12 protein-coding genes are annotated in these 12456 nt (G+C 71.5%); 5 read left to right on the top strand and 7 right to left on the bottom strand.

Annotation, left to right across the window (positions count from 1 at the left end; all coding sequences use genetic code 11):
* Window positions 1-34 precede the first annotated feature (34 nt).
* The 6 genes from ACFVVM_RS27865 to ACFVVM_RS27840 form a co-directional block, all read right to left on the bottom strand.
* Window positions 35-1918 carry a peptidoglycan D,D-transpeptidase FtsI family protein gene (locus ACFVVM_RS27865; RefSeq protein ID WP_387624157.1) on the bottom strand — a complete coding sequence of 628 codons (1884 nt, stop codon included), beginning with the start codon at window positions 1916-1918 and terminating at the stop codon, window positions 35-37.
* Window positions 1915-2922: a hypothetical protein gene (locus tag ACFVVM_RS27860; RefSeq protein WP_387624154.1), complete on the bottom strand. Its 1008-nt coding sequence runs from the start codon at window positions 2920-2922 to the stop codon at window positions 1915-1917. The genes ACFVVM_RS27865 and ACFVVM_RS27860 overlap by 4 nt, the downstream gene beginning before the upstream one ends.
* Window positions 2919-3917, bottom strand: a complete 999-nt coding sequence (gene rsmH / locus ACFVVM_RS27855; RefSeq protein WP_387624152.1) for a 16S rRNA (cytosine(1402)-N(4))-methyltransferase RsmH — start codon at window positions 3915-3917, stop codon at window positions 2919-2921. The genes ACFVVM_RS27860 and rsmH overlap by 4 nt, the downstream gene beginning before the upstream one ends.
* A gap of 219 nt (window positions 3918-4136) precedes the next feature.
* Window positions 4137-4568 (bottom strand): division/cell wall cluster transcriptional repressor MraZ, encoded by a 432-nt coding sequence (gene mraZ, locus ACFVVM_RS27850; protein ID WP_071931316.1) that lies wholly within the window; start codon window positions 4566-4568, stop codon window positions 4137-4139.
* A 432-nt stretch (window positions 4569-5000) separates the two neighbouring features.
* On the bottom strand, window positions 5001-5435 hold the full coding sequence (locus ACFVVM_RS27845; protein WP_387624148.1) for a DUF3040 domain-containing protein: 435 nt from the start codon (window positions 5433-5435) through the stop codon (window positions 5001-5003).
* A gap of 125 nt (window positions 5436-5560) precedes the next feature.
* Window positions 5561-6010, bottom strand: a complete 450-nt coding sequence (locus tag ACFVVM_RS27840) for an SAV_6107 family HEPN domain-containing protein (RefSeq protein ID WP_387624146.1) — start codon at window positions 6008-6010, stop codon at window positions 5561-5563.
* A gap of 116 nt (window positions 6011-6126) precedes the next feature.
* On the opposite strand from ACFVVM_RS27840, the gene ACFVVM_RS27835 reads away from it, so the two are divergent.
* From ACFVVM_RS27835 to ACFVVM_RS27815, 5 genes are all read left to right on the top strand, one after another.
* Window positions 6127-6759 carry a GNAT family N-acetyltransferase gene (locus ACFVVM_RS27835; protein WP_387624143.1) on the top strand — a complete coding sequence of 211 codons (633 nt, stop codon included), beginning with the start codon at window positions 6127-6129 and terminating at the stop codon, window positions 6757-6759.
* Entirely contained in the window at window positions 6756-8330 is a 1575-nt protein-coding gene (locus ACFVVM_RS27830; RefSeq protein ID WP_387624140.1) for a phytoene desaturase family protein, read from the top strand. The genes ACFVVM_RS27835 and ACFVVM_RS27830 overlap by 4 nt, the downstream gene beginning before the upstream one ends.
* Before the next feature lie 86 nt (window positions 8331-8416).
* Window positions 8417-9223, top strand: coding sequence for a carotenoid biosynthesis protein (locus tag ACFVVM_RS27825; protein WP_387624137.1), 807 nt, complete (start codon window positions 8417-8419; stop codon window positions 9221-9223).
* Between the two features lie 237 nt (window positions 9224-9460).
* A complete protein-coding gene (locus ACFVVM_RS27820) occupies window positions 9461-10207 on the top strand; it encodes an LppM family (lipo)protein (RefSeq protein WP_387624352.1) in 747 nt (248 codons plus the stop codon).
* A 1-nt stretch (window position 10208) separates the two neighbouring features.
* Window positions 10209-11381: a glycosyltransferase gene (locus ACFVVM_RS27815; RefSeq protein WP_387624134.1), complete on the top strand. Its 1173-nt coding sequence runs from the start codon at window positions 10209-10211 to the stop codon at window positions 11379-11381.
* 166 nt (window positions 11382-11547) lie between these two features.
* On the opposite strand, the gene ACFVVM_RS27810 is transcribed toward ACFVVM_RS27815, so the two are convergent.
* A complete protein-coding gene (locus ACFVVM_RS27810) occupies window positions 11548-12267 on the bottom strand; it encodes a hypothetical protein (protein ID WP_387624131.1) in 720 nt (239 codons plus the stop codon).
* Window positions 12268-12456: the final 189 nt, after the last annotated feature.

The raw sequence follows: 12456 nt of genomic DNA, 5'->3' as shown, positions 1-12456 counted from the left end.
GGATGGGCAACGCGGGTTGCGCCAAGGCGCAGTGTCAGAGCCCGGCCTCCAGCACGAGCGGTCGCGGCTCCGGCGAGGGCGGCACACGGTCGCGCTGCAGGGCCCAGGAGGCGATGCTGTGGAACAGCGGCGCGACCGAGCCGCCACCGGTGCCGTCGGAGCTGCGGACCGGCGCGTCGAGCATCATGCCGATCACGTAGCGGGGGTTGTCGGCGGGCGCCAATCCGGCGAAGGTGATGTAGAACGACGAGGTCGAATAGCACCGGCACGCGGGGTCGACCTTCTGCGCGGTGCCGGTCTTGCCCGCCACCTGGTAGCCCTCGATCGCGGCGGGCGCGCCGGTGCCCATCTGGACCCCCATGGGATCGCGCTGCACGGTCGCCTGGAACACGGTGCGCAGGGTCTCGGCGGTCTGCGGGCTCACCACCCGTACGCCGTCGGGTTGCAGTTCCTCGGTGCGGGTGCCGTCGGGGGCGATCCTGGCCTTGACGATGCGCGGCGGGATGCGCAGGCCGTCGTTGGCGATGGCCTGGTACATGCCGGTCATCTGCAGCGTCGTCATCGAAAGGCCCTGGCCGATGGGCAGGTTGGCGAAGGTGCCGCCGGACCACTGGTCGCGGGCGGGCACCTGGCCCGGGCTCTCGCCGGGCAGGCCGATGCCGGTGCGCTTGCCGAGGCCGAACCGGTCGACCATGTCGGCGAAGCGGTCCTCGCCCACCCGCTGGGCGAGCATGAGCGTGCCGACGTTGGAGGACTTTCCGAAGATGCCGGTGGTCGTGTACGGCGCGACGTCGTGGGCCCACGCGTCGTTGACGGTGACCCCCGACATCCGGATCGAGCCGGGCACCTGCAGCACCTCGTCGGGGTGGGTGAGCCCGTATTCGATGGCGGCGGCCGCGGTGACGATCTTGTTCACCGAGCCGGGTTCGAAGGGCTCGGAGACCGCGGGGTTGCTCATGTTCGCCGAGGCCCAGTGCTGGGGTCCCAGTGCGGGATTGAAGGTGTTGTCGTTGGCCATGGCCAGCACCTGACCGGTCTTGGCGTCGAGTACGACCGCCGAGGCCGAGGACGCGCCGGAGAGCTGCTTGGCCTGCTGCACCTGCTGCTGGACGTAGTACTGCAGGTCCTCGTCGAGGGTCAGTTCCACGCCGTAGCCGTTCACCGCGGGCTGCTGGTCGCGGTGGCTGCCGGGGATCACCGCGCCGTCGGAGCCGCGGTCGTAGGTGCGCGAGCCGTCGGTACCGGCCAGCACCGAGTCCAGCGCCGATTCCAGGCCGATCTGGCCGTGCCCGTCCCAGCCGGTCGCGCCGACCACATTGGCCGCCAGTGCGCCACCGGGGTATTCGCGCAGGTCCTGGCGTTCGGCGCCGACCTCCGGATACTTGGTGACGATCTCCGAGGCGACCCGCGGATCGACATTGCGGGCGAGGTAGGTGAAGGTCTTGTCGCTGCGCAGCTTGTCGAGCAGCTCCGCTTCCTTGGGCGCCTCCGGGCCGAGCTTCTCGTGCACGAACTTCGCGATGTCCTTGAGCCGCTGCTCGGGATCGGGCGCGCTCGGCTTGGTCTCCTTGGCGTCGGCCAGCTGCTGGCGCACCCGAACCGGTTGGAACGTCAAGGCTTTCGCGGTGATGGTGAAGGCCAGCCGGTTACCGTGCCGGTCGGTGATCGGACCGCGCACGGCGGCCTCGGTCTCCTTGTACATGCGCTGGGAGGCGGCCTGCGCCGAGAGCGTCGGCGCGGCCAGGCTCTGGATGTAGAGCAGCTGCAGGGCCACCACGGCGAGGGCGGCCAGCATGGTGACCCGGCCGACGCCGAGGCGCAACCGGATCGGCCGGTCCGGCGAGAGCGACCGCGATCGACGGGCCCTCGACGACACCGGCCCGCGTCGCTGCTGCGACGCGGGCCCGCTCTTCCTCATCGGAGTTCGCCCTCCGGATCGACGATGTGCGGTTGCTCGCTCGGCGGCGCGGCGGCGGGAGTCGGCCGTCCCGGCACGACACCCGGTGCGTGTGGCGGCGTGTCGGCCGGTGCGGGCGCCGTCACCGGGGCGAGGGCGGGGCCTTCGGCCGAGGCGGGCGCGAAGGTGTCGCCGTCCGTCGGAGCGCCGACCTCGACCCGATCGGGCACTGTCGCCGGAGCGAGCGGTGCCTGCGGTGTCTCGCCTTCGACGGGTGTGGGTTCCTCGCCCGGTGTCTGCGCACCGTTCGGCGCCGATGCCTCGCCCGGCTCGGGCTGCGGCGAAACGACGGGCGCCGGTGCCTGATTCGCGCCACCGCCGGGGACGACCGGTGCGGCGAGCACGTTCGGCGGGGTGGGGCTCGGGGCGGCCGGGCTCGCGATCGGGGCGCCCGGCTGCACCGGCACCACCCGTTCGCCCTGGGCCTGCTGGTGGGCGGGCGCCGGACCGCTGGGCGTGGTGGTCGGCGGGCCGTTGAGCGGCGGCACCGGCGCGCCCTGGGCGGGCGTCGGGGTGCCGATGACGGTGACCTCGCCGTTGGGGCCGATGACCAGCCGGGCCGGGTCGGTGGCCGGGATCATGCCGAGTTCGCGGGCGCGCGCGGCCAATTCGGGTGCCGAGTCGGCGGCGGCGACCTCGCGCTGCAGCGCGGCCCGCTCGTCGGCGAGCTTGCGGTTGACCGCCCTGGCGTCACCGAGCAGGTAGCTGTCCTCGGCGGCGCGGGTGGTGAGCAGCAGGGTCAGGGCGAGGCCGCAACCGAGCAGACCGATGATGGCGGTGACGAACGGGATCCGCCCGGCCATCGTCGAGGCCCGCTCGGGCAGCTCGATGCCGTCGAGCAGCTGCTGCCTGGTGCGCTTGCGCGCGTAGGCCCGCTGGGCGGCACCGGACTTCACCCGTTCGGCTGCCTCCACGCGACGGGCCGTACGCCCCGGCACGGCGACAGTGCTCGTCCGCACGCTCATCGTGTCCCCTCCTGTGTCCTCCCTGACCTCTCCGCGATCCGCTCGGCCGCGCGCATACGCACCGGCGCCGAGCGCGGGTTGGCCTCGATCTCGGACTCGGTCGCCTTCTCCGCGCCACGGGTCAGCATCCGGAATTCCGGTCCCATGCCGGGCAATTCGACCGGCAGTTCCATCGGCGAGCGGGACACGATCCGTGGCGCGAACTCCTGCTTGACCAGCCTGTCCTCCAGCGACTGGTACGACATCACACAGATCCGCCCCCCGACGCGCACCGCGTCCAGCGCGGCGGGCAGGGCGGCGCGCAGCGAGTCGAGCTCGCCGTTGACCTCCACCCGCAGCGCCTGGAAGGTGCGCTTGGCCGGGTGTCCGCCGGTGCGCCGCGCCGCGGCCGGGATGCTCGCGTAGAGCACCTCGACCAGCTCGGCGCTGGTGCTGAACGGCTTGACCGCGCGCCTGCGCAACACCTCCGAGGCGATCTTGCCCGCGAACCGCTCGTCGCCATAGGTTTTCAGGACCCTCGCCAGGTCGCCGTGGCTGTAGGTGTTGAGCACATCGGCGGCGGTGGGGCCGGTGGTGGGGTCCATCCGCATGTCCAGCGGTGCGTCGACGGAGTAGGCGAAGCCGCGCTCGGCCTCGTCGAGCTGCATCGACGACACCCCGAGGTCCATGAGAATCGCCGAGACGGAACCGATTTCGGGCAGGCCTGCCTCGGCGAGCGCGTCCGCGATCCCGTCGTAGCGGGTGTGCACCAGGGTGATCCGGTCGGCGTAGGGCGCCAGGCGCTCGCCGGCCAGTTTCAGCGCGGTGGTGTCGCGATCGAGACCCACCAGGTGTGCCTGCGGATAGGTGCGCAGGAAATGTTCGGCGTGCCCGCCCAGGCCGAGGGTCGCGTCGAGATAGACCGCGCCCGGCTCGCTCAGCGCGGGGCCGAGAAGTTCGTCGGCGCGCTCGAGCAGGACCGGCACATGACGGGGGTTCTCGGTGTCATGGTTCACCTGGACCTCCCGGGATACTGCCTCGCGTCGCAGACGGATCGCCGTGCCACACAGTGCTTTTGGAATGAGATTGCGGTCCGAAAGAAGCTGTCCCACCGCCCTTGCGGTGGAACCGGCGAATGCGTCGAGGTCTCTGACCGAGGCGCGGCACCTGGCGTCGGGGAAGTACGTCAGGGTCCGCGCCCGGGCAGAGGCCTCGCAGCACTCGCGTGCTCCGGGCTAGAAGATCCCGCCCAGCGACTCGTCTCTGGCTTGCGCGTAGTCCTCCTCGTGCTCGGCGAGGTAGGACTCCCACGCCTGCTTGTCCCATATCTCGAGGAAGTCGACCGACCCGATCACCACGCAGTCCCGCGTGAGATCGGCATACCGCCGATGGTCCGGCGACAGCGTGATCCGGCCCTGTGCGTCCGGACGTTGTTCGTCGGTGCCCGCCGCCAGCGCTCGGACGAAAGCCCTTGCCTGCGGGTTGCTTCGAGACGCCGCCGCCGCTCGCCGCGCGAGCGCGGTGAACTCGTCTTTCGGATACACGGCCAGGCTGTGGTCTTGGCCCTTCGTGACCATCAACCCTCCCGCCAGATCGTCTCGAAACTTCGCAGGCAACGTCAATCGCCCTTTGTCGTCCAGGCGGGGGGTGTAGGTACCGAGAAACATCCCGGCCACCTCCCTACTGGATCACCTCGCCGTACGGCCTCTCCTGTAGTGCGCGACCCACATTACCCCACTTTCCCCCACTTTCAATCGAAACCCTGGGTGATCCTGCTCCCCGCCAACACAATTCCGCAGGTCACCCCAGCTATCACCGAGATTCGGGGTTATCGCGTGTTCGGAGAACCCGCGCGGGTCGGCAACCCCGGGTTCCGACAACGTTCAGCAAACATCCCAGGTGCGGCCGATGCCGGCACGGACCGAGCGGGGATGCGGGCGCCGCGCGGGGGCGACGTGGGGAATGGTGGGGAAGGTGGGGGAACCGCCCTGATCACCGGGCCGGACCGGTCCCAGCTACCCGAACACGACGAAGGCGGCGCCGCACCCGCGGGGGTGCGACGCCGCCTTCACTGCCGTGATGTTCCGGCTACGGGCGAGCTACTCCTGCTCGAACCGTCGGCGGAACCGGTCCTCCATCCGCTCGGAGAAGCCGCCGGACTTGCGCTGGCGACCACCTCGTTCGGTCGAACCTCCCGATGGCGACGGACCTTGACCTGTCGCCGGGGTCTCGTCCGAGTCCGCTGGCGCGGCTCGGCGCGAGTTACCGACCATCAGCAGGACACCCGCACCGAACATGGCGATGAATCCGACGAGGCTGATGATGGGGAAACCGCCCGGCTTGAACGGGGCGGCGATGCCTGCGACGAGAAGACACAGGCCGATGGCGAACAATGCCGCGGCCTGAAATCTCCGTCGACTCGACGTGGAGCGAAGACGTCCGCCACGGACGGACGAGGCGAACTTCGGATCCTCAGCATAGAGAGCGCTCTCGATCTGTTCGAGCATGCGCTGCTCGTGCTCGGAGAGTGGCACGGTACCTCCCCCGGCACTAGGCGTGGCTGGTCGCCTCCGGGTAGGCGACGGGTAGCCGACCTTGGCGGCTATCTGCTCCCCATGATACGAGTTCGATCGAAGCCGTACCACCCACTCGGTGATAACTAAGCAGTCATGTCCCGGTCGCGACTCGGCTGCGGGCGTGTCTTGACCGCGGCGACCAGCGCATCGTCGACGTCGTAGAGGAATGCGCCCACCCGTGAGCAGAACTCGTCGGCGTGTGTGTCGGTGATCTCCCGGTCCAATCCGGCCTCCAGCGCGGCCCGCAATTGCGAGTGCGCCTCGAAGTAGTCCGCCCACATCGCGAACTCCGGCGAGGCGCGCCGCAGCAGCACCCACGCGCTGCGCGAGCGGGCCCGCGGGGCCCGATCGGCGCCGGTGAGCGCGATCATCGCGCCCGCGCCGCGCAGGGCGGCGAGGTAGGCGGTGCGGAACCGCTCACCGGGTTCGTGTTCCCAGGCCGAGTCGGTGAGCAGGGCGTCGGCCTGGCGTAGCAGACCACCCGCGCGACCGTCGTGTGCCGCGTGCTCCCGACCATCGTTGCGACCAGCCATCTGCTGCCCCTTTCGCCCCTCGCACAGATCGAACAAGCATTCGAACGTTTGAATTGAGATTGAATATAGGGACACCCACCGACAACTTCCGCGCCAGCGCGCCACCGACGAGAGCCATGACAGCCGTCAAGCCCAATCACACTCCCGCCCCCGCCGTCGTCGACCTCAGCGTCGCCGACCTGCGCGCGCGTCTGCACGACGCGCTGTCGGTCTATGTCGCCGCGATGGACTATCCGCGCGGCACCGAGCACCACCGCGCCCCGATGTGGACCGAGCACACCACCCGGGCCGGGTGGCGCGCGGTGGCGGCCGTGCTGCCCGACGACTCCGGCGCGGTCGACCTGCGCACCGCCCCGATCGTGGCGATCGCCTACGGCTATCACGGCACGCCCCGCCAGTGGTGGCATCAGCAGGTGCACACCGGGATGCGCCGGTGCGGCTGGCCCGATGCCGCCGCGCGCGACCTGCTCGCCGACTATTTCGAGCTCACCGAGCTGCACGTGCACCCGGCGGCGCAGGGCCGCGGGATCGGCGCGACGCTGCTGGAGCGGTTGCTGGCCGACCGTCCGGAGGCGGCCGTGCTGCTGTCCACCCCCGAGGTGCCCGAGGAGGCGAACCGGGCCTGGCGGCTGTACCGGCGGGCCGGATTCACCGATGTGATCCGCAATTTCGTCTTCGCGGGCGACACCCGGCCGTTCGCCATCCTGGGGCGGCGGCTGCCGATGCCATCGCCCGGCGGCCGCGCGTGAGGGCACCGGGCACGACGGTCATCGTCGGTTCGGGGCACAACGCGCTGGTCGCGGCCTGTTATCTGGCGCGCGCGGGTCGGCGGGTGCAGGTGCTCGAACGTGATGAGGTGCCCGGCGGCGCGGTGTCGACGGTGGCGCGGTTCCCTGGTCATCTGGTCGATCGCGGTTCCTCGGCGCACATCATGGTCCGGCACACCGGGATCATCGAGGAGCTCGAGCTCGAGCGGTTCGGGTTGCGCTATCTGGACTGCGATCCGTGGGGATTCACGCCGTCGGACGGTGCGCGCCCGCCGATCGTGTTCCGTCGTGATCTCGACCTGACCTGTGCCTCCATCGCGGCCGCCTGCGGTGACCGTGATGCCGAGGCGTACCGGCGATTCGTCGCGGAGTGGGGTGCGCGCAGCGCGCGGGTGATGCGCGCGTTCGGCGGTCCGCCCACGCCGGGTCGGCTGCTGCGCTCGTTCTGGGGGCTGGACGCGCGCGACGGCGGCAGCGCGCTGTCGCGGGAGTTCCTGCAGTCCGGTGACGCCCTGCTCGACACGTGGTTCGACGACGAACGCCTCAAGGCCTCGCTCGCCTGGTTCGGCGCGCAGTCGGGTCCGCCGATGTCGGAGCCGGGGACCGCGCCGATGGCCGGTTTCGCCGCGCTCATGCACACGCTGCCGCCCGGCCGGGCCGTGGGGGGAAGTGGGGCGCTCAGCGCGGCGCTGATCGCCCGGTTGCGTGCCGACGGCGGTGAGCTGCACACCGGCGACGCCGTCACGGAGTTGCGGCGCTCCGGTGACGGCTGGCAGGTGCGCACGGCCTCGGGGCGGAATCTGCACGCCGACACCGTGATCGCGGGCGCCCACATCCTGGCCACGTTCGACCTGCTGCGCGCGGGCGGCTTCGACGAAAACGTGCTCGACGACTGGCAGCGCCGCGTCCGGGTGGGCCCCGGCATCGGCATGGTGGTGCGCCTGGCGACCGACCGGCTACCGGAATACCCCGGCGCCTCCCCCGCCGAATCCGCCCGCGGTCTGCAGTTCCTCGTGCAGGACCGCGCCCAGCTGCGCCTGGCACATGGTGCGGCGCTGGCCGGTGCGCTGCCGCCCCGACCGGTGGTGCTGGCGATGAGTTTCAGCGCCCTCGACCCGAGCATCGCCCCACCTGGCGAGCACCAGCTCTCGCTGTGGGCGCAGTGGCACCCCTATGAAATGGCCGACGGCGACTGGGCCGACCACGCCGAATCCGAAGCGGACCGGATCATCGCCGAGGTCGAGCGATACGCACCGGGATTCACCGCCTCGGTCCGGCAGCGTTTCGTCCAGACCCCGGTCGACCTCGAACGCGAGATGGGCCTGCGCGGCGGCAATGTGATGCACGTCGAGATGTCCCTCGACCAGATGATGCTGTGGCGCCCCCTGCCCGAACTGTCCGGCCAGCGCGTCCCCGGCGCCCCCGGCCTCTACCTCACCGGCGCCTCCACCCACCCCGGTGGCGGCGTCTCCGGCGCCAGCGGCCGCAGCGCGGCCCGCCTGGTCCTCACCGACCAGCGGAAACGTCGATTCCCCCTGCCGCGCAGACGATGACGACCGACCCGAACCCCCACCCCGGCGGCTCATCGCAGCCGCCACGGCTGCCTGACCTCGCAGAGGCGATTCGGGCGTGGCGGCGAGTGGAGCCGTGGCGGGTTGTGCCCGCGGGTGCGGCGATTCTGCTGGTGCTGGTGCAGATCACGTACCCGCTGAGCGCGGGGGTGGGTCGCGATCGGATCAGTGTCGCGGTGGTGGTGCTGTCGGCGGCGACGGCACTGCTGCATGCGGTGACGACTCGGGGCTGGGTGTGGGCGGGCGGGTTCTTCGCGGTGGTGTCCGGGGTCGGGCTGGGTGCCGAGATGGTGGGGACGGCCACGGGATTTCCGTTCGGGGCCTATACGTACGCGGTGGATCGGCTCGGGCCCGCGTTCGCGGAGGTTCCGCTGGTGATCCCGCTGGCCTGGACGGGTGGGCTGTATCCGATCTGGGTCGTCGCGGGACTGCTGACGGGTTCGGCGGTGCGGCGGGCGGGATTGCTGGTCGTCGGTGCCGTGGGCTGGGATCTGTTCCTCGATCCGCAGATGGTGGCCGACGGGCAGTGGAGCTGGGCGGTCACCGGCGCCGGACTGCCCGGCCTGCCACAGATCCCGTACACGAACTACCTCGGCTGGGCCCTGGTCTCGGCGCTCATGGCGCTGCTGCTCACCGTGCTGGACAGAGCGCTCCCCCCGGCACACGATCCCTCGGTGGCCGTTCCGGTCGCCGTCTTCCTGTGGACCTGGCTCGGCTCCACCCTCGCCCACGCCGTCTTCCTCGACCTCCCCGCCTCCGCTGCCTGGGGTTTCGTCGGCCTCGCCCTCCTCGGCATCCCACTACTCCTGCGCGCACGTCCCCTCGCGACACCGGCTGGTGACCCCAGATCGCGCGCGTGCGAGTTGGACCTTTGATCACCAGGCACTCAGGTGGGTATCGGCCGAGAAGTGCCCGCCACCAGGGCCTGGTGAGCAACCGTCCAGGTCGGTGTGACAACCGGGGAGATCGGTGGTGACGCGCCGATCGGTCGCCGGATCGGGGGCGAATGGCCTGTTCGAGGTGGGTCGGGACGGGTAGGTGGGCCCGTCGGGTGGGTTCTCGGGCCGGGGCCTGGCACGATGTCAACCGTGCAGCCGAGTCCCGTCGCCGACATGCCCACTCCCTCCTCGCGTCGCCGTGCGCCCGGGCGGCGACTCGCGGCCGTCGCCGTGCTGCTGGCACTGCTGGTGCCCGCGCTGACCGGGTGCCTGCGCGTCCAGGTGTCGATGGGCGTGTCGTCCAACGACCGGGTGTCGGGGCGGATCGTGGCCGCGGTGGTGCCGACCGGGCCCGAGGACAAGGGCCCGCAGCTGAAGGCGCCCGATCAGCTGGCGGCCAAGGTCCGGGTCGAGACGTACAACCAGGACGGGTACCTCGGCACCCAGGTGTTCTTCGATGATCTGTCCTTCGGCGAGGTCGGCCAGCTCGGCAGCCTGTCGGATCAGACGCAGGGCATGTTCACCCTCGAGTTCCAGCGCTCCGGCGATCTGGTGAGCCTGACCGGGCGCGTCGACCTGGAGTCGGTGCCGCCGAACGGGTCCGATGTGCAGTTCTCCATCGCGTTCCCGGCCCGCGTCGCCACCACCAACGGCACCCGTGAGGGCGACAACACCGTGCTGTGGAAGCTGCCGGCCGGGGAGAGCTCGACCCTGCGCGCCGAGGTCAAGTACGCGGACCCGAACACCCGCTCGTTCGCGGGCTGGGCGGGCATCGTCGGCGGTATCACTCTGGCGGTGGCCGCGTTGGTCGCCGGGCTGGCCTTCCGCGACCGCAATCCCGGCCCGCCGAACGCGCCGCGCGGCGGATTCTCCCCCTCGGAGATGTGGCGCGAGATCACCAGTCGCAGGCTGGGCCGTTGACATGGGCGCGGCCGGGCGCTACCTGACCTGGGCCGGCACCGGTCTGGCCGCGCTCGGCGCGACCACCGCCGCCTACAACCTGGTCACCCTGCGCACCCTGCCGCGCCAGGTGTCCGGCGTGATCGAGCCGGTCACCGTATGTGTACCCGCCCGCGACGAAGCCGAGCGACTGCCCGACCTCATCGCCGACCTGCGCGCCCAGACCGGGGTGCCGCGCCTGCGGGTGCTGATCCTCGACGACGCCTCCACCGACGGCACCTACGAAGCCGCACTGGCCGCGATCGGCGGCGACGACCGCTTCACCGTGCTGCGCTCGGCCGCCCACCCGGCCCCGGGCTGGACCGGCAAGGCCGCCGCGTGTGCGCGTCTGGCCGCCCGAACCGATGACGCGGCACTGGTTTTCGTCGACGCCGATGTACGACTGACCCCGCAAGCGATCGCCGCGGCCGTCACCGAGCTGCGCAAACGCGAGGCCGGGGTGGTGTCGGCGTGGCCCGTGCAGGAGGCGGGCTCGGTCACCGAAGCCCTGGTCCAGCCACTGCTGGCCTGGTCGTGGGCCTCGACCCTGCCGCTGGGTCCCGCCAATCACAGCCTGCGCCCGTCCACCGCGGTGGCGTGCGGACAGTTCCTCGCCGTCGACGCCGAGGCCTACCGGGCCGCCGGTGGGCACGGCGCGGTCGCGGCCAGCGCCACCGAGGACCTCGATCTGGCCAGGGCCGTCCGCCGGGCGGGACATCGCACGGCACTGGTGACCGCGGGCCCCTCGGCCCGCACCCGGATGTACACCGGCGCCACCGAACTCACCGACGGCTACACGCGCTGGCTGTGGTCGGCCTACGGCGGTCGACTCGACGCGGGCGCGGCCGTCGGCCTGTTCGTCGCCCTCGCCTACTGGATTCCCCCGCTGGCCGCGATCCTCGGCCGCGGCCGCACCCGCCGCGCCGGCCTGCTCGGCTACCTCGCCGCCGTCACCGGCCGAATCCTCGCCCGCAGCACCGAGACCCGCAGCTCCCCCACCCGCGCCGACCTCACTTCGGCCCTGGCCCACCCGATCGGCGTCGGCCACTACCTCACCTTGTGGGTGCGCTCCCACCACCGCCACCGCACCGGCCGCCTCCGCTGGAAGCAACGCCCCTTGGTCACCCCCGACCGCCGCACGGCCAAACACGCCTGAGCTGCCCCACCGAAGCCGCCCCGCGCTGACGCTGCGGCCTGGACCGTTGATCGCCAGGCACTGGTGGCGGCTTCTTCTCGGCCGATGCCCACCTGGACGCCTGGTGATCAACGGTCCAACGCCGTCAGGGCGATCGAGGCTGCACGGTGGGTGCGTCGACTCGCGGTCAGGGGACTTCGGTGATGCCGATGGTCGGGAAGAAGAAGCAGGAGCGGCCCGCGTTGTCGGCGGTGCCGAAGACGGCGGCCAGGACGGTGCCGCGGCCGGTGTCGACGGGGACCGCGCGGACGCCGCCGACCGGGATGGCGGCGAAGAGGAAGTCGCGGATGGCGGCCTCGGCGAGCGGGCGCAGTTCGACGGGCACCTCGGGCGGGACCATGGCGCCGACGATGTCGGCGATCGGGCCCATCGAGGCCATGCCGCCGCGGCCGCTGCTGAGGTTGAGCCAGGCCACCTGCATGCCCGCGGTCTCGGTGGCGGGGGTGTCGGCGGCCATGCCGTAGGGCAGGAAGGTGAACAGGGTCTGCCCTGATTTCACGGCGGTGAGGTCGAGGCCGGGGATCGGCAGGGTGTTGGCAGGCCAGGGGCCGGGTACCGCGCCCGCGACGGCGGGGACGATGCCGAGGCCGTCACCGGAGCAGTTCAGGGCCGCCGTGGGGTACAGGAACGGCTCGACACCCAACGCTTTCAGCGTGTCGACCACAGTCTGGTAGGCGGCGAGCAGGTCACCGGGACCGGCGGCGGGTGTCGTCGGCGCGTCCCTGGTGACCGCGGGCGTCGTGACCGTGGCGGCGGGCTCGGCGGCCGCGGGCGGCACGGCCAGCAACAGCGCGGCGGCGCAGGCCGTCAGCGAGGTCAGTGCGGTGGAACGACGCGACACGATCACGGCGCAACTCCTCATCGTCGACACTCAGAAGGCCGACGGTACTCCGGAAAAGCGCAGATCCAGCCGATGAACACGGCGTGGCGGGCACACGTGTTCGGCCCGGTCCCCACCCTGTCGCCGCGAAGTATGCACCGTGCGAACCGCGCGCCCAAGCTCTGCGCTCACGCTGACTTTTACCGTTGTGAACGA

Origin of the sequence: Nocardia sp. NPDC058176, from assembly GCF_042883805.1 — a bacterium.
GTDB lineage: Bacteria > Actinomycetota > Actinomycetes > Mycobacteriales > Mycobacteriaceae > Nocardia.
Note: the sequence above shows the minus strand (reverse complement) of the source record. Positions and strands in the feature narration are given on the sequence as shown.